Source organism: Streptomyces sp. NPDC051105, from assembly GCF_040682795.1.
GTDB lineage: Bacteria > Actinomycetota > Actinomycetes > Streptomycetales > Streptomycetaceae > Streptomyces.
The window spans coordinates 234,042-254,690 of record NZ_JBFBBR010000002.1; the positions used below are offsets into that span (position 1 = coordinate 234,042).

Sequence of the window (20,649 nt, forward strand, 5' to 3'; positions counted from 1 at the left end):
TGAAGACCATCAGGGGAGGGACCGGGACAGATAGGGCCCCGTGACACTGCCCGCGGCCCGCGCGACCTCCGCCGGCGGGCCCGCCGCGACGACCCGGCCGCCCCGGTCCCCGCCGCCCGGACCCAGGTCGATCACCCAGTCCGCGCCCGCCACCACCGCCATGTCGTGTTCGACCACCACGACCGTGTGCCCGGCGTCCACCAGCCCGTGCAGCTGGCGCATCAGCACCTCGACGTCGGCCGGATGCAGTCCCGTCGTCGGCTCGTCCAGGAGGTAGAGGGTGTGGCCGCGCCGACCGCGCTGCAACTCACTGGCCAACTTGATCCGTTGGGCCTCGCCACCGGACAACTCCGTGGCGGGCTGGCCCAGTCGCAGATAGCCGAGCCCCACGTCGAGCAGGGTGCGCAGGCTGCGCGCCACGGCCGGGAGGTCCGCGAAGAACTCCGCCGCGCTCTCCACGGTCAGGTCCAGCACCTGGGCGATGTTCCGGCCCCGGTACGGCACTTCGAGCGTCCCGGGGTTGTAGCGGGCCCCGCCGCAGTCCGGGCAGGGCGCGTAGGTGCTGGGCAGGAACAACAGCTCCACACTGACGAAACCCTCGCCCTGACAGGTCTCGCAGCGCCCTCCGGCCACATTGAAGGAGAACCGTCCCGCGCCGTAACCACGCTCCCGCGCCAGGCCGGTGGCCGCGAACACCTTCCGTACGACGTCGAACAGGCCGGTGTACGTGGCCAGGTTGGAGCGCGGGGTGCGGCCGATCGGCTTCTGGTCGACGGAGACCAGCCGCCCGACCCCGTCCAGCTCCTCGGTGATCTCGCCGATCAGCGTCGACTTGCCCGAGCCGGAGACTCCGGTGACGGCGGTGAGGACACCGAGCGGGAACTCGGCGGTGACCGCGCGCAGGTTGTGCCGGGTGACCGGGCCGACCTTCAACCACCCGACGGCGGCGCGGAGCCGACGGGCCGGAGCGGGCTCCGCCGCGTACAGGTAGCGGGCGGTGGCGGACTCCTGGACCCCGGCCAGCTCCGCCACCGGCCCGCTGTGCAGCACCCGGCCGCCGTGCTCACCGGCGCCCGGACCCACGTCCACCAGCCAGTCGGCGCCGCGCACCACGTCCAGGTGGTGCTCCACCACGAACACCGAGTTCCCGGCCGCCTTCAGTCGCGCCAGCACCGTGAGCAGCGCCTCGGTGTCCGCCGGGTGCAGCCCGGCCGACGGCTCGTCCAGGACGTACACGACACCGAACAGCCCGGAGCGCAACTGCGTCGCCAGGCGCAGGCGTTGGAGCTCGCCCGCCGAGAGCGTGGGAGTCGCCCGGTCCAGGCTCAGGTAGCCGAGGCCGAGTTCGACGACCGGTGCGATGCGGGCGGTGAGATCGTCGGTGAGCACCCGCGCGGTCTCCGACGAGGGGCCGCCGCCGAGCAGCCCGGCCAGCTCGGTCAGCGGGAGCCCGGCCAGGTGCGCGATCGTACGGCCCGCGAAGGTCACGGCGAGAGCCTCCGGCCGCAGCCTCCTGCCGCCGCACACCGGACAGGGCGCGCTGGTCAGGAACCCCTCCGCCTTCGCCCGCAGCGCCGGGCTCCGGGAGTCCGAGAAGGTCTTCATGACGTACCGGTGGGCGCTCATGTAGGTGCCCTGGTACGGCCGTTGGATGCGGTCGGCGTCCCGGACCGGGTGCACGGTGACCACCGGCTGCTCGTCCGTGAAGAGGATCCACTCCCGTTCCCCGGCGGGCAGTTCACGCCAGGGCCGGTCCACGTCATGGCCGAGCGCGTCCAGGATGTCCCGCAGGTTCTTGCCCTGCCAGGCACCCGGCCACGCGGCGATCGCGCCGTCCCGGATCGACAGCGACGGGTCGGGGACCAGCGACTCCTCCGTCGCACGGTGGACCCGGCCCAGGCCGTGGCACTCCGGGCAGGCGCCCACCGCCGTGTTCGGGGAGAACGCGTCGGAGTCGAGCCGCTCCGCGCCCGGCGGATAGTCCCCGGCACGCGAGAAGAGCATGCGCAGGGAGTTGGAGAGATTGGTGATCGTGCCGACGGAGGAGCGGGAGGTCGGGGCCGAGCGGCGTTGCTGGAGCGAGATCGCCGGCGGCAGCCCGCTGATCCCACCGACCTTCGGCGCCCCGACCTGGTGGATCAGCCTGCGCGCGTACGGTGCGACCGACTCGAAGTAGCGCCGCTGTGCCTCGGCGTAGACCGTGCCGAACGCCAGGGACGACTTCCCCGAGCCGGACACACCGGTGAAGACGGCCAGCACGTCCCGCGGGATGTCCACATCGACGCCCTTGAGGTTGTGCTCACGGGCGCCACGGACGCGGACGTACGGATCGTGGGGGCTGGGCATCGGGGGAGGCTCCGTACGGACGACTCGCCGGGCAGGGACAAACCCCGCGAGTCTAGCCCGTGCGGTCCGTCAGGGCTGCGGAGGGTTGTTCCGGTTCCGCTCCTGGTCGAGGTAGTCGTCGGCCTTCTTCTGGCCCATGTCGACCTGGGACTGGTACTTGTTTCCGGTCCGCTGGTCGATCATGTCGCCGCCCCTGTCGACGCCCTGTTTGGCCTGGTCCTCGTGGCCCTTGAGCATCCCCTTGAGCTTGTCCAGCATGGACATGGCAGCCCTCCTCGCTGGTTGAGGCTTCCCCACCAGCGTCACCGGCCCCGGCCCGGTCCGCATCTCGGGCGGGCGTCCCCATGCGGGCCCGGCGCGCCTGTGCGAGGTTGGAAGACGCGGAATCCCGTCGATCACAGAGCCGACCGCAGAAAGGCCCGGGCCTCATGAGCACTCCCGGTTTCGGATTCGGACGCAGTCCCTTCGAAGACTTCGACGAGCTGATGTCCCGCTTCTTCGGCGGATCCGGACCGGGCACACCGGCCCGCCGCCCGCAGCGCGTCGACATCGGCAGCCTGCTGTCCGAGCGGGCGCGCGAGCTGGTGGCCGAGGCCCGCGACCTCGCCGCCGTCGAGGGCAGCGAGGAGCTGGACGCCCGCCACCTGCTGGCCGCGGCCACCACGCACGACTCCACCCGGCGGCTGCTCACCGAGGCGGGCGCGGACCCCGACCAGCTCCGCGAGCGGCTCACCGCCGGCCACGGCGGCGGTGAGAAGACGGAGCCCACCACCCTCACCCCGGCCGCCAAGCGCGCCCTGCTCGACGCCTACCAGATCTCCCGCGCCGAGGGCGCCTCCTACATCGGCCCCGAGCACCTGCTGCGGGCGCTCGCCGCGAACCCGGAGTCGACGGCCGGGCGGACCCTCGGCGAGAGCGGCTGGGAGCCGACCCGGATGCCGGTCGAGGGCGCGGCGGAGCGGAAGAAGCCCAGCACCACACCGACCGTCGACGAGTACGGCCGTGATCTCACCGAGGACGCCCGGGCCGGGCGCCTGGACCCGGTGATCGGGCGGGACGACGAGGTCGAGCAGACCATCGAGGTGCTCTCCCGGCGCAGCAAGAACAACCCCGTCCTGATCGGTGACCCCGGCGTCGGCAAGACCGCCATCGTCGAGGGCATCGCGCAGCGGATCGTCGCCGGGGACGTGCCCAAGACCCTGGAAGGCAAGCGACTGGTCTCCCTGGACCTGGCCGGGATGGTGGCCGGCACCAAGTACCGGGGCGAGTTCGAGGAGCGGCTGAAGAAACTCCTCGACGAGGTCCGTGAGCAGAGCGACGGACTGGTGCTGTTCCTGGACGAGTTGCACACCGTCGTCGGCGCCGGCGGAGGCGGCGACGGATCCCTGGACGCGGGCAACATCCTCAAACCCGCCCTCGCCCGCGGCGAGTTGCACCTGATCGGCGCGACCACCATCGACGAGTACCGCAAGCACATCGAGAAGGACGCGGCCCTGGAACGCCGGTTCGCACCCATCCTGGTCGGTGAGCCCACGGTCGACGACACCATCGAGATCCTGCGTGGCCTGCGCGACCGTTACGAGGCCCACCACCAGGTCCGTATCACCGACGAGGCGGTCGTCGCGGCGGCCGAGCTCTCCGACCGGTACATCACCTCCCGCTTCCTGCCCGACAAGGCGATCGACCTGATGGACCAGGCCGCCGCCCGGGTCCGGCTGCGCTCGAAGACCCCGCCCACCGACACCCGGGACATCGAGGACCGGATCGCCGCCCTGAACCGGGAGAAGGATCAGGCCGTCGCCGACGAGGAGTACGAGCGCGCCAAGGAACTCCGCGACCGGATCCGGGAGACCGAGGCCGAGCTGGAACAGGCGGGCACGGCCGAGGAGCACGCGCCCAAGGTCACCGCCGAGGACATCGCCGAGGTCGTCTCCCGCACCACCGGCATCCCGGTCGCCCAGCTCACCGAGGAGGAGCGGGAGCGGCTGATGAAGCTGGAGGAGCATTTGCACGAGCGGGTCGTCGGCCAGGACGAGGCGATCACCGCCGTCGCCCGCGCGGTCCGCCGCGCCCGGGCCGGCATGAGCGACCCCAACCGCCCCGTCGGCAGCTTCCTGTTCCTCGGCCCGACCGGCGTCGGCAAGACCGAACTGGCCCGCGCCCTGGCCGCCGCCCTCTTCGGCGACGAGACCCGCATGATCCGTCTCGACATGAGCGAGTTCCAGGAGCGCCACACGGTCTCCCGCCTGGTCGGCGCCCCGCCCGGATACGTCGGCCACGAGGAGGCCGGTCAGCTCACGGAGGCGGTGCGCAGGCAGCCGTACGCCGTGCTGCTCCTCGACGAGGTGGAGAAGGCGCACCCGGACGTCTTCAACACCCTGCTCCAGCTGCTGGACGACGGCCGGCTCACCGACGCCCAGGGCCGCACCGTCGACTTCAAGAACACCGTCGTCATCATGACGTCGAACATCGGTGCCGACCGCATCCTGGCCGCCGGCACCGAGGATTACGCCAAGGTCCGCGAGGCGGTCATGCCGGCTCTCCAGCAGCACTTCCGGCCGGAGTTCCTCAACCGCATCGACGAGATCATCGTCTTCCGCGGCCTGGACCGCACCCAACTGCGCGAGATCGTCGACCTGTTGCTGGAGCACACCCGGCGCCGCCTGCACGCCCAGGAGGTCGGCCTCGAAGTCACCGACGAGGCCGCGGGGTTGCTCGCCGACCTCGGTCACGAACCCGACTTCGGCGCCCGCCCGCTGCGCCGCACCATCCAGCGCGAGGTCGACGACCGCCTCGCCGACCTGCTGCTCTCCGGCCAGCTCACGGCGGGCGACCGGGCGGTGGTGGACGCGGCCGACGGACAGATCGTCATCCGCTCCGACAAACCGGCCTCGGTCTGATCAGGCGCTCACGATGCCGGCCAGCCGCCGGTAGGAGTCCAGCAGCGCCGGGCGGTCGTAGCTGCTGGTGGTGACCAGCACCTCGTCGGCGGCCGTCTCCTTCAGAACCGACTCCAGCTCGTCCGAGACCTGCTCCTCGGTACCGGCGAGGTGCCCGGCGAGTCCGGACTCGTAGAAGCCGCGTTCCTTCACGGTCATCGTGAGGGTCTCCACCGCCTCGGCCGGGGGCAGCGGCGGGAAACTGCCGTGGGTGCGGGAGTACGCCATCGACCAGGCTTCGGGGACGAGCAGCCGGCGGGCCGCCTCGGGGGTGCCGGCGACGGCGACGGTCCCGGAGATCACGACATAGGGCTCGGCCGCCCAGGGGGAGGGGCGGAAGCGGTCGCGGTAGTGGTCGATGCCGCGTCGCATCCTCTCCCGGTCGCGCAGATCGCCGATGACCATCGGCAGCCCCGCGCGGGCCGCGATGTCGGCGCCCTCGCCCATCGCCAGCACGAACGGCGGCACCCGCAGCCCCTCGGCGGGGCGGGCCCGCACCCCGGTCGGCGAGGTGCCCTCGAACCAGCCGAGCAGCTCGCCGAGTTGCGCCGCGAAGTCCTCGGCGTCGTCCTTGTCGCGCCCCAGCGCCTTGCGGACCCCGCCGGTGAAACCCACCGACCGGCCGAGCCCCATGTCGATCCGCCCGGGGAACAGCGACTCCAGAACCCCGAACTGCTCGGCCACGACCAGGGGTTGGTGGTTCGGCAGCATGACACCACCGGTGCCCACCCGGATGGTGCCGGTGGCGGCGGCGACGGCCGCGGCCAGCACGGTCGGCGCCGAACCGGCGACCCCCGGCACCCCGTGATGCTCCGACACCCAGAACCGGTGGTAACCGAGCGCCTCCACCTCGCGCGCCAGCGCCACGGTGTCCCGCAGCGCCGCACCGGGGGTGTGTCCCTCCCGGGTGCGCGAGCGGTCGAGGACGGAGAACCGGGTCCGGGCGATCAGCGCGTTCACAGAGGGTTCAACACCGGAGCGGTCCCAGGATTCCCGCCGCCGGTCAGTCCCCGGGGCGCAGCAGACCGCGCTCGTAGGCCCTGACCAGGTGCTGCGGAACCAGGTGGCGGACACCGCCGACGGTCACCGGGACGAGCGCCGGGGTGCTCGCCTTCCACTGGGCACGGCGGTGACGGGTGTTGCTGCGCGACATCTTCCGTTTGGGTACGGCCATGGTGATCCTCCTCGGTGCTGCTGTGACGGTGCCGGGCGGCACCGAGGAGGCTATATGAAAATGGATCCCATGAGCAATTGGCCATCGGGTGCCCGGGACCGATGCCGGTGTCCGACTAGGGTTGCCGCGTGACCGACAGCAGCAAGCGTCCGATCGCCGTGTTCGACATCGACGGCACCCTCGCCGACACCGCGCACCGGCAGCGGTTCCTGGAGCGCAGGCCCCGGGACTGGGACGCGTTCTTCGCGGCAGCGCCGCACGATCCGCCGATCGCCGAGGGAATCGCACTGGCCGTGGCGAGCGCGCGGGAGTGCGAGATCGTCTATCTCACCGGGCGGCCCGACCGCTGCCGGCGCGACACCCTGGACTGGCTCGCCGCCCATGGGCTGCCCGAGGGCCGGGTGCACATGCGGCGCAACGCCGATCGCAGGCCCGCCCGGCACACCAAGCTGGAGATCCTGCGCCGCCTCTCCGAACGGCGTGAGGTCCGCGTCCTGGTCGACGACGACGAGCTGGTGTGCGACGACGCCGAACGGGCCGGGTTCACCGTGGTGCGGGCCCGCTGGGCCGATCGCTCGGCCGCGCTGGAGCAGGCTCAGGAGGGGGAGGGCCGGACCTGAGCCCGCCCGGCACGGGTCCCGCGGTCGTCAGCCCTCGTCGTCGATGCGGAAGCCCACCTTCAGGCCCAGCTGGTAGTGCTCGATCTGCCCGTTCTCGATCTGGCCCCTGACCTGCGTCACCTCGAACCAGTCCAGGTTGCGCAGGGTCTGGTTGGCGCGTGCGACACCGTTGCGGATGGCCTGGTCGATGCCCTCGTGCGAGGTGCCGACGATCTCGGTGACCCGGTAGGTGTGGTTCGGCATCGGGATGCTCCTCTCGTCGTCACTCCAAGGTGCCGCATCCGGGAGCGGAGCGCGAGGCGTCGGTGATCGTGATCCCGGTGGCCGGTGGCCGGTGGCCGGTGGCCGGTGGCCGGTGGCCGGTGGCCGGTGGCCCTGGGCCGGTAGCCGGTCAGCCGGTCAGCCGGTCCTGGTGGCGAAGGGGCCGCCGGGGCCGAACGCGAGCCGCCCGAAGTTCTCGGCGATGCGTCGGTGCCCCGCCGGATCGGGGTGGACCTCGTCGGGCAGCGGGAACTCCGCGTAGTCCCGCTCGCCGTACAGGTCGCGGCCGTCGAGGTAGTGCAGGTTCGGGTCGTCGGCCGCACGCTGTTCGACGATCCGGGTGAGTTGGGCACGGATGACGTCCTTGATGCCGGCGGGGAGACCGGTGAACCGGGCGGTGCCGGCCGGCCCCTCCGTCAGCTCGGCGGACTGGGTGAACATGTCGGTGATGGTGTGCACGTTGCCGCCGGCCACCGTGGCCTGGGCCGTGAGGCGGCCGTCCACCAGCAGGTCGTACACGCCGTCCGCCGGGGCCGGGAACCCGCGGTACACCCGTTTGGTGGGCCGCGTGTCCAGTTCGACGGTGGTGGCCCGGGTGCGGAAGACCAGCCGCACGCCGGAGGGCTGGGCCTCGGCCAGGGCCAGTTGGTCGTCGGGGATCTGCCGGCGCGCCCGGGCGGGCAGCCGATGCGGCAGCAGACCGTGCGTGGTCGCTTCCACGTCGAGGAAGCCGCGCAGGATGTCCATCGTCACAGGTGTGGTGATCCAGTCGGGTTCGGTGCTCATCGCCTCAGCCTGTTGATCGATATGCCCGGATGGTTCGGAGGAGGGGGCGGTGCGGGACGCATCGCACCGCCGCCGGTCAGGACGTGGCCCGGTTCCGCAGCAGAGCGTCGAGGGAGTCCACCATCCAGGCCCACGACTCCCGTGCGTCGGGGGCGCTGTGCTCGAAACCCCCGGCGAGCTCCAGGCTGACGTAACCGTGGAAGACGCTGCCCAGCATCCGGACCGCGTGCGTCTGGTCCGGCTCCGGCAGGTCGTAGCCGCGCAGGATCGCCCGCGTCATCTGGGCGTGCCGGACCCCGGCACTGGCGGCCGCGGTCTCGGGATCGAGCCGGAGCCGGGCGGCGGCGTACCGGCCGGGGTGCTCCTGGGCGTAGTCGTGGTAGGCGTCCGCGAAGGCGGCCAGGGCGTCCTTGCCGGCCCGCCCGGCCAGGGCGTCGGCGACCCGGTCGGCGAGTTCCTCCAGGGCGAACAGGGCGATCCTGGTCCTGAGTTCCTGGGAGTTCTTCAGATGCGAGTACAGGCTCGCGACCTTGACGTCGAACCGCCGGGCGAGTGCCGAGACGGTCACCTGGTCGAAGCCGACCTCGTCGGCCAGCTCCGCCCCCGCGACGGTCAGTCGCTCCGGGGTCAGCCCTGCTCTAGCCATAGCCTTCCTCCTGTCTGGCGATAACGATAATGCATTTGCCTAAAGGGTTTAGGCAAATTAGCCTACGGCGCATGAGACCCCTGAACGAGCGGGAGATCCGCGCCGCCTTCGTGAACTGCACCAAGGGCGAGGCCAAGCGCCTGTCCGTCCCCCATGACCTGGCCGACCGGCCGTGGGACGACCTGGACTTCCTTGGCTGGCGGGACCCCCAGGCGCCCGACCGGGCCTACCTCGCCGTCGAGCTGGATGGCCGCCCGGTGGCACTCGCCCTGCGCTCCTCGACCGCCACGTCCTGGCAGACGCGGCGCAGCATGTGCTCGCTGTGCCTGACCACCCACACCGGAGGCGTCTCGCTGATGGTCGCCGCGAAGGCCGGCAAGGCCGGGCAGCAGGGAAATTCCGTCGGCGTCTACCTATGCAGCGACCTCGCCTGCCCGCTGTACGTGCGGGGCAGGAAGGACGCGGGCATCGGTGCGCGCCTGCCCGAGTCGCTCACCTTGGAGGAGAAGATCCAGCGGACCGTCGGGAACCTCGCGGCGTTCATCGCCAGGGTCACCGCCTGAGCCCTCATTGGCTTGCGGCCCTTGACCCTGCGCATTGGTCCATACCAAAATCCCGTACACCCGTACGAGCACCCGTGCTCGTTCCCCCACGTCGGGCCTTCTCCCCTGTCCGCCAGACAGAACAGGAACCCCCTCGTGAGACGTCGTCGCCCGCTCGCCCTCGTCTGTGTGTCCGCCGCGCTGCTCAGCGCCTGTGGCGTCCTGCCGGGCGGATCGGGCGGGCGCCACACCGTCACCGTGTGGCTGATGCAGAACAGCGCGTCACAGGAGTTCCTGCACCGCTTCACCGCTGACTTCGAGCGCACCCACAAGGACATCCGCCTCGACATCCGTATCCAGCAGTGGACCGGGATCGTGGACAAGGTGCAGACGGCGCTCAAGTCCGACTCCGCGGACGCCCCCGACGTCATCGAGGTCGGCAACACGCAGGTCCCGCAGTACGTCGAAGGCGGACGGCTCACCGACCTCACCCTGGAGTCGATGCGGGACTGGGGCAAGGAGCACTGGCTGCCCGGCCTCGCCGAACCCGGCCGGGACGAATCGCGTCAGTACGGCATCCCCTGGTACGCGGCCAACCGTGTCGTCATCTACCGCAAGGACCTCTTCGAGAAGGCCGGTATCACCTCCCCACCGAAGAGCCGCGACGAGTGGCTGGCCGACACCGAGAAGCTCGACTCGGGCGGGAACCAGGGAATCTACCTCGCCGGACAGGACTGGTACACGCTCTCCGGGTTCGTCTGGGACGAGGGCGGTGAGCTCGCCGAGCAGACGGACGCCGGCTGGAAAGGCACCCTGGACAGCCCGGCCGCACTGCGCGGGATGGACTTCTACCGGCGGCTCCAGGCCCTCGGCAAGGGGCCCGTGGACGCCGACGAGGAACACCCGCCCCAGGCGCAGGTGTTCGCGGGCGGTCAGGTCGCACAGCTCGTCGCGGTGCCCGGCCTCGCCCAGTCCATCGTGCAGGAGAACCCCGAACTCAAGGAAAAGATCGGCTACTTCCCGGTGCCGGGCCGCACGGGCGACCACCCCGGAGCCGTCTTCACCGGCGGCTCCGATCTCGTCGTACCGCAGAACACCGACCGGCCCTACGACGCGACCGCCGTCGTCGGCGCCCTCGCCGGAGCCAAGTGGGACATCGAACTGGCCCGCACGATGAACTACGTGCCCAACAAGACCACGCTGGCGGGCGCGGTCGCCGGGTCGGAGGGGGTCGCCGCCATGGCGGCGGGAGCCGCGCAGGGGCGGGCGACCCCCCACACCCCGGACTGGCCGGCGGTCGAGGCCGACAACCCGATCAAGGGCTACATGTCCAAAGTGCTCAGCGGGGCGGACCCCGCGACCGAGGCCCGCCGCGCCTCCCGGCGGATCACCGAACTGCTCGCGCCGGACTTCGGGTGAGTCGGCGCGCGACGCCGAGGGAGCGCGCGAAGCGTCCCCGCGAGTGACGGCGGGGGCCGCACGATCTTCCCATCCGGCCTGCGCTCGAAGCGGGGAACACGGTGTTCAGCGAGTGGCCGCTGGGTGCCGACCTCACGCAGGCCGAGGAGGTGGCCGACCTCGCGCAGCGCAGGGGGGCGCCGGATCGCCTGCGGTTCCTCCAAGGTCTTCGACGGCTGGGCGCGTAGGAACTCGCGCCAACTCCTGCTGCGGGGAGACCGACCAGGTCGCGGGCATCGGGCGCCGGCGGTATGTGCGCGCCGGCACCCGATGCTGACCGGGGTTCACCACCCGGGCGGTCTCGGGCACTGTCGCCGAGGGGTGATCACGGTGACGACAAGCCTCGGTAGGTGACCACTGTCGTCGGCAGTCACGGCCACCGAGGTCACCGGGATCACCCGGCCGTGCTCAGCGACAGCGCGAAGCGGCCCGCCTCGTCCGTCCACCAGTGGGTCAACTCGAAGCCAGTCGCGGCCAATTCACTGCGCACGCCCTCTTGGCGGAACTTCGCCGAGATCTCGGTGCACAGTTCCTCGCCCTCGGTGAATTCGACCGCGAGGTCGAGCGCGGGGATCTTCACCGTCTGGTCGGTCAGCGACCGCAGTCGCATCTCGATCCACTCGTGCTCGTCGTCCCAGAGGGCGACATGGGCGAACGCGTCGGGGTCGAAGTCGGCGCCCAGCTCCCGGTCGACGACGGCCAGGACGTTCTTGTTGAACTCGGCCGTCACCCCCGCCGCGTCGTCGTACGCCCGGACCAGAACGTCCTTGTCCTTGACCAGGTCGGTGCCGAGGAGCAGCGCGTCACCGGGTGCCAGCAGCCCCCGCACCGAGGCGAGGAACCGGGCCCGCTCGGCGGGCAGCAGATTGCCGATCGTGCCGCCGAGGAACGCCAGCAGCCGCGGCCCCGGGGTCTCGGGCAGGCTCATCCGGCCGGTGAAGTCGGCGATCAGGGCGTGCACGGACAGTGCCGGCCGCTCCTCGATGAGCGCCTGCCCGGCCTGCGTCAGCGCGCTCTCGCTGACGTCGACCGGGACGTACACCTCGAGAGAGGTGAGCGCGTCGATCAGCAGGCGGGTCTTCTCGGAGGAGCCGGAGCCCAGCTCCACCAGGGTGCGGGCACCGCTCGCGGCGGCGATCTCGCCGGACCGGGCGAGCAGGATCTCCCGCTCGGCCCGGGTCGGGTAGTACTCGGGCAGCTCGGTGATCTGCTCGAAGAGTTCACTGCCCCGGGCGTCGTAGAACCACTTGGGGGGCAGTGTCTTGGGGGTGGTGGTGAGGCCGTTCAGGACATCGGCGCGCAGCGCGGCGTCCGTCGCGTCCTCGGGAAGGGTGCGGGTGACACGGAGGGGACTCACGTACAGGGCTCCTTCGGGGATGCGGGTGCCCCCGCTCGAACGGAGTCGAGAGTGGGGGAGGATGCCGGGGCCTCGACCGGGTTCTCGACCGGGTCGTCCTGGGTCCGGGCGTCCTGGGCGATGCCGTCCTCGACCGGCGTCCCGATCGGCTTCCCGACCGGGGTGAGGGTGACGCCCCGGCGGCTCGCGATGAGCAGCGTGCGGTCGGGGACCTCCCGCCAGCGCGGGTCGTCGTCGTACGGCTCGGAGGCGACGACGGTGTGGTGGCCGGGTTCCGAGAGGTAGCAGAGGCTGTCGCCCCAGGCGGTGGCGGCGATGGTCTCGCCGTCGGTGAGCAGGAGGTTCAGCCGCGCGGTCGGGGCCGCCTCGGCGACCTGGAGAACCGTTTCGGCAAGGGCTGGGCCCGGCGCTGTGCCGGACCGCAGCCGGTGCAGGGCCAGTGCCCAGACGAACGCCGAGTCGGTGCGTGCCTCCATCGACAGCAGGTCGACCGGGGGCAGCAGCGGGGCGAGGGACGCCACGGCCTGCGGCCAGCCGGGGATCGCCCCGTTGTGGCTGAACAGCCAGCGGCCCGCGGCGAACGGCGCCGCCGCGGCCTCCGCGTCCGCGCCCGCCAGGGTCGCGTCCCGTACGGCGGCCAGCAGTGCGCCGGCGCGCACCACCCGGGCCAGGTCGGCGAAGGACTGGTCGGCCCAGATCGGCCCGGCCCGCCGGTAGCGGGCCGGCTGCGGATCCTCGGAGGCGTACCAGCCCACGCCGAAACCGTCGGCGTTGACCGTCCCGTACCGCTGGCGCCGAGGCGCCCATGACTGGCGGTACAGGGAGTGCCCGGGCTCCACGAGCAGCCGGCCCAGCGGCTCCTCGGGGCCCAGATACGCCAGATGGCGGCACATCAGACGGTCTCCGCGGTACGGGCGGTGCGGAAGCCGGAGAAGATCTGCCGTCGGATCGGGTAGTCCCAGTTGCGGAACGTCCCCCGGCAGGCCACCGGGTCGACGGCGAACGAGCCGCCGCGCAGCACCTTGTAGTCGGGGCCGAAGAACACCTCCGAGTACTCCTTGTACGGGAAGGCGCTGAAGCCTGGGTAGGGGAGGAAGTCGCTGGACGTCCACTCCCAGACGTCACCGATCAACTGCCGTACGCCCAGCGGCGACTCGCCCTCCGGATAGCTGCCCGCCGGGGCGGGGCGCAGATGCCGCTGGCCGAGGTTGGCGTGTGCCGGTGCCGGTTCGGCGTCGCCCCACGGGTAGCGCCGGGACCGGTTCTCGCCGGGGTGGTGCCGGGCGGCCTTCTCCCACTCGGCCTCGGTGGGCAGCCGGCGGCCGGCCCAGCGGGCGTAGGCGTCCGCCTCGTACCAACTCACGTGCAGCACCGGCTCCTCGGGCGGCACGACCTCGGTGACCCCGAACCGGCGGCGCAGCCACTGGCCGCCCTCACGGTGCCAGAAGTGCGGGGCGACGATCGAGTGCTGCCGGATGTGCGCCCAGCCCTCGGGCGTCCACCAGCGCTCGTTCTCGTAGCCGCCGTCCTCGATGAAGGCCAGGTACCGGCCGTTGGTCACCGGAGTGGTGTCGATCCAGTAAGGCGCCACCTCCCGCCGGTGCGCGGGGCGTTCGTTGTCCAGCGCCCACGGCTCGGTGGAGGTGCCCATCGTGAACGGGCCGCCGGGGACCAGGACTTCGGCCGGTCCGGTGAACGGCGGCGCCGGGTCCGGGTCCGGGGCGGTGAGCGCCTGGGGGCCCTTGCGGAGCTGATGGGTGATCAACATCGTCTCGTCGTGCTGCTGTTCGTGCTGGGCGATCATCCCGAAAGCGAACCCGGCCTCGGTGAGCCTGGTGCCGCCGCTGAACGCGGAGCCCTCCAGCAGGTCCAGGGCCCGCCCGCGTACTTCCGCCGCATAGCGCCGGGCCTCGGCGGGCGGCAGCAGCGGCAGTGTGGGCCGTTCGGAACGCGGGTGCTCGAAGGCGTCGTAGAGGCTGTCGATCTCGGGGCGCATAGCCTCCCGGCCGCCGACGTTGCGCAGCAGCCAGAGTTCCTCCTGGTTGCCGATGTGCGCCAGGTCCCAGACCAGCGGGGACATCAGCGGGGAGTGCTGGGCGGTGAGGTCGGGTTCCTCCACGCAGCTGGTCAGGAGCGTGGTGCGGTCCCGGGCCGTGATCAGGGACTTCAGGGCCCGGTCCCGCAGGGTCTCGATGTCGATGTCGGTCTCGGGGGCGGTCATGCGGGGATGTCCTTCCCGTGGGCGCGGCCCGATGTGCCGCGCAGGGGGTCCAGCAGGTCGTCGGCCGGGCAGCGGCCCTGGAGGACGTACCGGTCGTGGTACGCCGCCACGGCGGCCACGACCTCGGGGGTCGCGCCCAGCCGGGGCAGGGCCTCCAGTGCAGCCGCGAAGCAGGCGACGGCGGCCTCGTGCAGCTCCGGATCGCCGAGTCCGGTCCGGGCCGCGTCGATCCACAGCGGATTGTGCGGGGCCGACCGTGGCCGCGCACGCTCGGTCAGCGGTTTCACCGTCCGGTACGCGGTCTCGGCGGCCTCCGGGTCGTCGAACAGCGCCGTCGTCACCGCCAGCGGCACGATCCAGCCGTCGTCGCCGGGCTGCGCGTCGATCATCCGCAGCTCCAGATGACCGCGCGGCCGGACCGGCGGGAACAGCGTGGTGAGGTGGTAGGCGAGATCGGCCCTGGTGGGCGACCCCGACCGGGTCCACTCCCGGAAGGTGAGCCCTTCGGGCACCTCCCAGGGGCCGCTGTCCCGCCGTACGCACATCACCGGAGCGTCCAGCACGTGCCGGGCCCAGGACGTGCGCGGGTCGCCGGCCAGCGGGGGCGCTCCCGCGCGGCCCGCGCCGATCTCCATCCACAGCAGCTGCCGGGTGGAGACCCAGCCGGTGGGCCGGCCTGCCACCAGGGGGGAGTTCGCGAAGGCGGCCACCAGGACCGGGCCCAGCTGATGGGCCAGCCACCAGCGGCGCGTGTGCCCCAGCGGGCCGGGCTCCTCCTGGCCGGCGTCCAGGCAGACCTGTACGGAGGCCGAGGCGCACATCATGTGCCGGCCGGCCGGTCCGGTCCGGTCCAGGCACGCCTCCATCGCGTCGTAGCGCGGCTCACGCAGGAAGCGGCGGGGCGGGTGCCAGGGATCGTGGCCGGCGCCGACGAGACCGAGGCCGAGATCGGCCAGGACCGCCCGTACGGCGTCCAGGTCGGCGGACACGGTGCCGACGCACTCCATCAGGGAGGCGGCGGGCGGCGAGCTCAGCTCCAGCTGACCGCCGGGTTCGACGGTGAGCGCCGACCCCAGGGGCACCGTGCGCAGTGCGGCGTAGGCCGCTTCGAGTCGTTCGGGTGTCACGGGGAGCTGCGGTCGCCGCAGCTCGTGGACCAGCCATTCCACTTCGACCCCGACCGTGCAAGGTGGGCCGGTCTTGAAGCAGATGCCCTTGACCAGGGCCTCCACCTCGGCTTCGGTGACGGCGGTGCGGTCGTCCGAGAAGTCGGTCTTCACCGAGCCGTCGGTACAGTCGCCGCCGTCGGATATCGAGTCGGACATGTAGGGATCCTCCTGAGATTCCACCATGCCGCCGGCCCGGCCGTGGATGGGTCCGGAACGGCTTCGTCCGTCCTACCCAAGACCTTCGCGCCGATTCACACAAGGGCACCTATCGGGACGTTCTAGATCGGTAACCTGTGCTTCTTTGCACGTTTCGGAACTGTTTCGGGCGCGGGAAACTCCGTTGCGCCGCCTCACCAGCATCGCCCAGGATGCGTGTATGAGCACGACGGGGGAGACCGCGCGGGCCGCGGTCATGGCGTCCACGGGGGTGGCGCCATGAGCGCACGCCTGCGCGGGATCGCCCAGGAGACCGAACGGATCGTGGCGGCGGGGGCCTACCGGACCGCCGACGGCCGGGAGGTCCTCCTGGCCGCGGACATCGCGGCCGCACAGGCCGGGACACGGATCCACGGCCCGGAACCGGTGCCGGTTCCGGCGACCGCCTCGGTGCGGACGACCGTCGAGGTCACCGGCGAGAGCAGCCTGGAGGCCGCCGGCCGGCTGGCCGCCGCCCCGGTCGCGGTCCTGAACTTCGCCTCGGCCCGCAACCCGGGCGGCGGCTATCTGAACGGCGCCCAGGCGCAGGAGGAGGCCCTGTGCCGCGCCTCCGCGCTCTACGCCTGCCAGTTGCACGCCCGCGCCTTCTACGACCACCACCGCAGCGCCCGGGACCCGTTCTACTCGGACCGGGTGATCCACTCCCCGGCCGTCCCGGTCTTCCGCGACGACCGCGGACGCCTCCTCGCGGAGCCCTCTCGGGCGGGCTTCCTCACGTCCGCCGCGCCCAACGCGGGCGTGATCCGCCGTACGGCACCGGAACGCACCGGTGAGCTGCCGGGCGCTCTCGCCGGACGGGCCGAGCGGGTCCTGGAGGTGGCCGCCGCGTACGGCTACCGGCGGCTGGTCCTGGGGGCCTGGGGCTGCGGGGTCTTCCAGAACGACCCGCGGCAGGTCGCCGGGGCCTTCCGGGGGCTGCTGGGCCCCGGCGGACGGTTCGCGCGGACCTTCGAGCACGTGGTGTTCGGGGTCCTGGACCGTACGCCGGGATCGGCGGTCCGGGGTGCTTTCGCCGAGGCTTTCCGGACCGCTGAGGTCTAAGCGGATCTGGTGAAGCCGGCTGCGGGCCCGCGCCCCGTAAGGGGCGCTGGGGGTACCCCCGGCCGAAGGCTGGCGGAGGAACTGCGCGACCAGCCCCCACCGGCCCGCGGTGAACGAACCGCGCAACCAGCGGAGCGCCCGGTTCACTTCCAGCCGTAGCGCTCGTGCAGCCGGTGGCGTACGAGGTTGAAGCGGCCCCGGTCCAGCGCGCACGCCTCCCGGCGCATGCCGTCCTCGTGCAGCCGCAGCACGCGGTCCACGGCCACCCAGGAGTCGCGCCCCGACCGGTCCCAGGGGCCGCTGCCGATCGCCACCCACTCGCGGTCGTTGTCGTGCCGCTTGCTCGACAGCTGTACGGCGAGCAGGGTGCCGGCCGCCTCCCGGGCGACGACCAGCACCGGCCGGTCCTTGCCTCGTCCGTCGTTCTCCTCGAAGGGCACCCAGGTCCAGACGATCTCCCCGGGATCCGGGTCGCCGTCGTGGGCGGGGGAGTATTCGGTGCGCACCGGGCCGACCTTGTGCGGGTCGGCCTCGGTGGTCGCGGTGGGGCCGTAACGGCCGGGGATGTTCTCGTCGTCGGTAAGCGCAGTCACGAGGGCACCCTAAGGGGCCTCAGCCTGCGAGAACAGGCGGGGTCCCGGTACGGCGCAGTTCGGCCTCGACCAACTCGGCGGTGACGTCGGCGCGTTCGATGTGCGGAAGGTGGCCGGCGCCCGGGATCGGCTCGAACCGGCCCTGGGGGAAGGCCTTCGCGTAGGCGGCTCCGTAGGCGGGGGTGACGACACGGTCGCTCTCGCCCCAGATCACCAGCACCGGCTGCGCCACCCGCCCCAGCCGGGGCAGCAGCTTCGGGCTGGTCATCCGGCCGCCGTCGGTGAGCAGCCGCATGGTCGCCATGTTGGCCTGGCGGCGGGCGAGTTCGGCGGCGGGAAGGGTGGCCGGGTCGACGTAGAAGCGGTCCGGGTCGTGCCAGGAGTGCTCGGCCTGGGCGCGCGGATCCAGCGCGAAGAAGTCGGTGACCTGCTCGCCCTCGATGTCCGCGCCGACCGCGTTGACCAGGACCAGGCCGGTGATCCGCCCGGCCGTGTCGCGTATCGCCATCTCGGCGGCGAGCTGGCCGCCCAGCGAGGAGCCGACCACCAGGACGTCGCTCAACTCCCTGTCCTGGAGCAGGTGCAGATAGGCGATGGCGAGGTCGTCGACGCTCGTGAACCAGTCGGGGCGGGGGGTTCCGTCCCAGCCGGGGTGGACCGGCGTGAGGACACGGCCCGACCCGGCGAGGCGGGCGGCGAGACCGGCGACGGTGGCGGGGCCGCCGCCTCCGTGCAGGACGAGCACCGGACGGCCGGAGCCGGCCTCGGTCAGGGAGATGGGCAGGTCGGGATACACCTGGGCGGTGCGGTTCGTCGTCATGCCGAGGACTCTAACTAAACATCCTTATATAAACAAGCTTATTCATCGGGTAGACTTGGCCCATGCACGATGACCTGCAAGTTCTCGGAAGAGCGGTGAAACAGGCCCAGTACCGGCAGCACCGGGCCCTGGACAGCGCGCTCTCGGCCGTCGGCACCACCCTCGCGCAGTGGGACGCGCTGCGCGCCATCGACCGGACGCCGGGCGCCTCGGCGCGCGAGCTGGCCGCCGCCACCTTCCAGAGCGAGCAGGCCTTCGGCACACTGGTGGGCCGCCTGGCCGCGCAGGGCCTGGTGGAACGGCGGCCGGGCCACGGGCGGCGCCTCCAGCACCATCTGACCCCGGACGGCGAGCGGATGCTGGCGGCCGGGCACGGGGTGGCCGGCGAGGTACTGGCCGGATGCTTCGCCGGGCTGACGGCGGCGGAACGGACCACCCTGCTGGAGCTGTTGCGGCGGCTCAACGAGCCGGAGTGAACACGGAGGTGCCCCCGGTCCGGCCGGGGGCACCCGTCTTCCGCCATCGGTCACTCGGCGGTCTTCCGTTCTCGGCTACTCGCCGTCCTGCTCCACCGGCACCTTCTGGGTCTTCGGGGCCGTGACCCCGTTGAGAATCGGCGAAGTCTCGTTCGAGGCCTGACCGTTCTGGTTCATCGACGCCAGCAGCTGGCGGGCCAGCCCCAGTCCGGTACCGCCCATCGTGAGCGCCTTGGCGAACATCTCGCCCATCCCCTCGGCACCGTTGAGCAGCACCATGTTGTCGACGTTGCCGAACGCCGAAGCACCCGCCTTGACGATCTCCGGCCAGTTCTCGGCGAGTTGCTGGGCGACGACCGCCTCTTGGTTCTCGGCCAGGGCGGCGGCACGGGCCTTGATGGCCTCCGCCTCCGCGAGACCCTTGGCCTTGGCCGCTTCGGCCTCCGCCAGACCCTTGGCCTGCGCGGCGGCCGCCTCGGCCTCACCGGTGGCGCGGGTCGCCGCGGCGCTCGCCGTACCCCGGGCCTTGGTGGCCTCGGCCTCGGCGCCCGCGGCCGCCTTGACCCGGGTCGCCTCGGCCGCCGCCGCCAGCTCCGTCTCCTTCGCCTTGGCCTGGGCCGCCGAGATACGCGCGTCACGCTCGGCCTCGGCCAGCGTGCGCTTCTCGTAGGCCTTGGCGTCGGCCGGCTTGCGGACGTCCGCCTGGAGCTGCTGCTCGCGCCGGTGCGCCTCCAGCTCGGCGACCCGCGTCTCCTGGACGACGACCTCCTGCCGGGCGGCCGCGTCGGCGAGCGGACCGGCCTGGCGGGACTGGGCCGCCGCCTTGTCGCGCTCGGCCTGGTAGCCGGCCTGGAGGATCTCGCTGTCCCGGGTGGCCTCCGCCATCCGGGCGAACGACGCCTGCTCCGCCTCGGTGGCGAGACGATTCGCCTCCGCCTGCGCGATCCGCGCGTCCCGCTGGACGGCGGCCGCGTGCGGCATCGCCAGGTTCTTGATGTACCCGGTCGGATCCTCGATCTCATGGATCTGCAGGGAGTCGACGATGAGCCCCAGCTTCTCCATCTCCGTGCCGCAGGCGGCCCGGGTCTGTCCGGTGAGCTTCTCGCGGTCGCGGATCATGTCCTCGACCGTCAACCCGCCCACGATGGACCGCAGATGACCGGCGAACACGTTGTGCACCCGCTCGGACATCATCTTCTGCTGGTCCAGGAACCGGCGGCCCGCGTTGGCGATCGACACGAAGTCGTCGCCCACCTTGAAGATGACCACGCCCCGCACCCGCAGCGGAATGCCCTGCTGGGTCACGCAGTCCACCGACAACTCGGTCTCGTTCAGGTCCAGGGAGAGCTTGCGCACCGCCTGCACGCCCGGCAGCACCAGCGTGCCGCGCCCCGTGACGATGCGGAATCCCATGCCTTCCTCAAGACCCTCGGTCCGATGCTTCGAACCGGAGATGATGAGCGCCTCGTTCGGCTCGGCGACCCGCCACATCATCTTGAACACACCGATCAACACGAGAACGGCGAGAACCGCCACCCCCGCAACGACGCCGACAACCATCGGCATACGCCCCCTTTGCATGGTGCCCTTTCGGCACCGAACGAAGGGAGTGTGCGCTCGCGCAAGCGCGGGGAGAAGACGCTGACGGTTCCTTGTTGCAATCTTGACGCATACGCCCTCACCTGGGGCTCCGCTTGCTCAACTGTCGTATGCGGGCGTGACGTAGACCGTCCGCGGCGGCAGGTACTCGACCACCATCACCACCGTGCCCGGCTCGATCCGGGTGCCGCCGTCGGCGGAGTAGGCGAGGAAGTGCTCGGCGCCCCCGCGCACCCGGACGATCACCTCACCGACGAGCCCGGGCCCGATCGTTCCGGTGACCCGCCCCATGAGCCCGACCATCGACGCATCGTCCATGGTCAGAGGGTACGGTCAGGTCAAGCCACGGGAAAGCCGCGGGTCGTCGAGCGTCGAGCGTCGAGCG

Annotated in this window: 21 protein-coding genes; 6 read left to right on the plus strand and 15 right to left on the minus strand. The window is 71.9% G+C overall.

Annotation, left to right across the window (positions count from 1 at the left end):
* Window positions 1-9: 9 nt before the first annotated feature.
* On the minus strand, window positions 10-2,346 hold the full coding sequence (locus AB0N16_RS05010; protein WP_365793163.1) for an excinuclease ABC subunit UvrA: 2,337 nt from the start codon (window positions 2,344-2,346) through the stop codon (window positions 10-12).
* Between the two features lie 69 nt (window positions 2,347-2,415).
* Window positions 2,416-2,610 carry an antitoxin gene (locus AB0N16_RS05015; RefSeq protein WP_365793165.1) on the minus strand — a complete coding sequence of 65 codons (195 nt, stop codon included), beginning with the start codon at window positions 2,608-2,610 and terminating at the stop codon, window positions 2,416-2,418.
* Between the two features lie 164 nt (window positions 2,611-2,774).
* On the opposite strand from AB0N16_RS05015, the gene AB0N16_RS05020 reads away from it, so the two are divergent.
* Entirely contained in the window at window positions 2,775-5,246 is a 2,472-nt protein-coding gene (locus tag AB0N16_RS05020; RefSeq protein WP_365793167.1) for an ATP-dependent Clp protease ATP-binding subunit, read from the plus strand.
* Here AB0N16_RS05020 and AB0N16_RS05025 read toward each other — a convergent pair whose 3' ends face one another.
* Both AB0N16_RS05025 and rpmF read right to left on the minus strand, forming a co-directional pair.
* On the minus strand, window positions 5,247-6,245 hold the full coding sequence (locus tag AB0N16_RS05025) for an LLM class flavin-dependent oxidoreductase (protein ID WP_365793169.1): 999 nt from the start codon (window positions 6,243-6,245) through the stop codon (window positions 5,247-5,249).
* Between the two features lie 43 nt (window positions 6,246-6,288).
* Window positions 6,289-6,459 carry a 50S ribosomal protein L32 gene (gene rpmF / locus AB0N16_RS05030; RefSeq protein WP_362560033.1) on the minus strand — a complete coding sequence of 57 codons (171 nt, stop codon included), beginning with the start codon at window positions 6,457-6,459 and terminating at the stop codon, window positions 6,289-6,291.
* 128 nt (window positions 6,460-6,587) lie between these two features.
* On the opposite strand from rpmF, the gene AB0N16_RS05035 reads away from it, so the two are divergent.
* The gene (locus AB0N16_RS05035) at window positions 6,588-7,079 is read left to right on the plus strand and encodes a hypothetical protein (protein ID WP_365793171.1); all 492 of its coding nucleotides are present in this window, start codon (window positions 6,588-6,590) and stop codon (window positions 7,077-7,079) included.
* 27 nt (window positions 7,080-7,106) lie between these two features.
* On the opposite strand, the gene AB0N16_RS05040 is transcribed toward AB0N16_RS05035, so the two are convergent.
* From AB0N16_RS05040 to AB0N16_RS05050, 3 genes are all read right to left on the minus strand, one after another.
* Window positions 7,107-7,322, minus strand: coding sequence for a dodecin (locus AB0N16_RS05040; protein WP_365793173.1), 216 nt, complete (start codon window positions 7,320-7,322; stop codon window positions 7,107-7,109).
* 156 nt (window positions 7,323-7,478) lie between these two features.
* Window positions 7,479-8,126, minus strand: a complete 648-nt coding sequence (locus tag AB0N16_RS05045) for a hypothetical protein (protein WP_365793175.1) — start codon at window positions 8,124-8,126, stop codon at window positions 7,479-7,481.
* 76 nt (window positions 8,127-8,202) lie between these two features.
* Entirely contained in the window at window positions 8,203-8,772 is a 570-nt protein-coding gene (locus AB0N16_RS05050) for a WHG domain-containing protein (RefSeq protein WP_365793177.1), read from the minus strand.
* 71 nt (window positions 8,773-8,843) lie between these two features.
* Between AB0N16_RS05050 and AB0N16_RS05055 the strand changes: the two genes are divergently transcribed.
* Entirely contained in the window at window positions 8,844-9,335 is a 492-nt protein-coding gene (locus AB0N16_RS05055; protein ID WP_365793179.1) for an FBP domain-containing protein, read from the plus strand.
* Window positions 9,336-9,470: 135 nt separating this feature from the next.
* The gene (locus tag AB0N16_RS05060; RefSeq protein WP_365793181.1) at window positions 9,471-10,733 is read left to right on the plus strand and encodes an extracellular solute-binding protein; all 1,263 of its coding nucleotides are present in this window, start codon (window positions 9,471-9,473) and stop codon (window positions 10,731-10,733) included.
* Window positions 10,734-11,166: 433 nt separating this feature from the next.
* Here the strand turns inward: AB0N16_RS05060 and egtD are convergent, their stop codons facing one another.
* From egtD to egtA, 4 genes are read right to left on the minus strand one after another with little or no spacing between them, the layout of a single operon-like run.
* Window positions 11,167-12,129: an L-histidine N(alpha)-methyltransferase gene (gene egtD, locus AB0N16_RS05065; RefSeq protein WP_365793183.1), complete on the minus strand. Its 963-nt coding sequence runs from the start codon at window positions 12,127-12,129 to the stop codon at window positions 11,167-11,169.
* Window positions 12,126-13,022, minus strand: coding sequence for an ergothioneine biosynthesis protein EgtC (gene egtC / locus AB0N16_RS05070; RefSeq protein ID WP_365793185.1), 897 nt, complete (start codon window positions 13,020-13,022; stop codon window positions 12,126-12,128). Before egtC ends, egtD begins: the two co-directional genes overlap by 4 nt.
* Window positions 13,022-14,350, minus strand: a complete 1,329-nt coding sequence (gene egtB, locus AB0N16_RS05075) for an ergothioneine biosynthesis protein EgtB (RefSeq protein WP_365793187.1) — start codon at window positions 14,348-14,350, stop codon at window positions 13,022-13,024. The genes egtC and egtB overlap by 1 nt, the downstream gene beginning before the upstream one ends.
* Window positions 14,347-15,675, minus strand: a complete 1,329-nt coding sequence (gene egtA, locus AB0N16_RS05080) for an ergothioneine biosynthesis glutamate--cysteine ligase EgtA (protein ID WP_365793189.1) — start codon at window positions 15,673-15,675, stop codon at window positions 14,347-14,349. Before egtA ends, egtB begins: the two co-directional genes overlap by 4 nt.
* Window positions 15,676-15,954: 279 nt before the next feature.
* Between egtA and AB0N16_RS05085 the strand changes: the two genes are divergently transcribed.
* Entirely contained in the window at window positions 15,955-16,776 is an 822-nt protein-coding gene (locus AB0N16_RS05085; protein WP_365793191.1) for a TIGR02452 family protein, read from the plus strand.
* 143 nt (window positions 16,777-16,919) lie between these two features.
* Here AB0N16_RS05085 and AB0N16_RS05090 read toward each other — a convergent pair whose 3' ends face one another.
* Together AB0N16_RS05090 and AB0N16_RS05095 are read right to left on the minus strand one after the other, a co-directional pair.
* Window positions 16,920-17,369 (minus strand): type II toxin-antitoxin system PemK/MazF family toxin, encoded by a 450-nt coding sequence (locus tag AB0N16_RS05090; RefSeq protein WP_365793193.1) that lies wholly within the window; start codon window positions 17,367-17,369, stop codon window positions 16,920-16,922.
* A gap of 19 nt (window positions 17,370-17,388) precedes the next feature.
* On the minus strand, window positions 17,389-18,189 hold the full coding sequence (locus AB0N16_RS05095) for an alpha/beta hydrolase (protein WP_365793195.1): 801 nt from the start codon (window positions 18,187-18,189) through the stop codon (window positions 17,389-17,391).
* A 62-nt stretch (window positions 18,190-18,251) separates the two neighbouring features.
* Here AB0N16_RS05095 and AB0N16_RS05100 point away from each other — a divergent pair, with 62 nt between their 5' ends.
* A complete protein-coding gene (locus tag AB0N16_RS05100; protein ID WP_365793197.1) occupies window positions 18,252-18,665 on the plus strand; it encodes a MarR family winged helix-turn-helix transcriptional regulator in 414 nt (137 codons plus the stop codon).
* Window positions 18,666-18,740: 75 nt separating this feature from the next.
* On the opposite strand, the gene AB0N16_RS05105 is transcribed toward AB0N16_RS05100, so the two are convergent.
* Window positions 18,741-20,231: an SPFH domain-containing protein gene (locus AB0N16_RS05105; protein ID WP_365793199.1), complete on the minus strand. Its 1,491-nt coding sequence runs from the start codon at window positions 20,229-20,231 to the stop codon at window positions 18,741-18,743.
* Window positions 20,232-20,363: 132 nt separating this feature from the next.
* Window positions 20,364-20,582 (minus strand): hypothetical protein, encoded by a 219-nt coding sequence (locus AB0N16_RS05110; RefSeq protein ID WP_351744060.1) that lies wholly within the window; start codon window positions 20,580-20,582, stop codon window positions 20,364-20,366.
* Window positions 20,583-20,649: the final 67 nt, after the last annotated feature.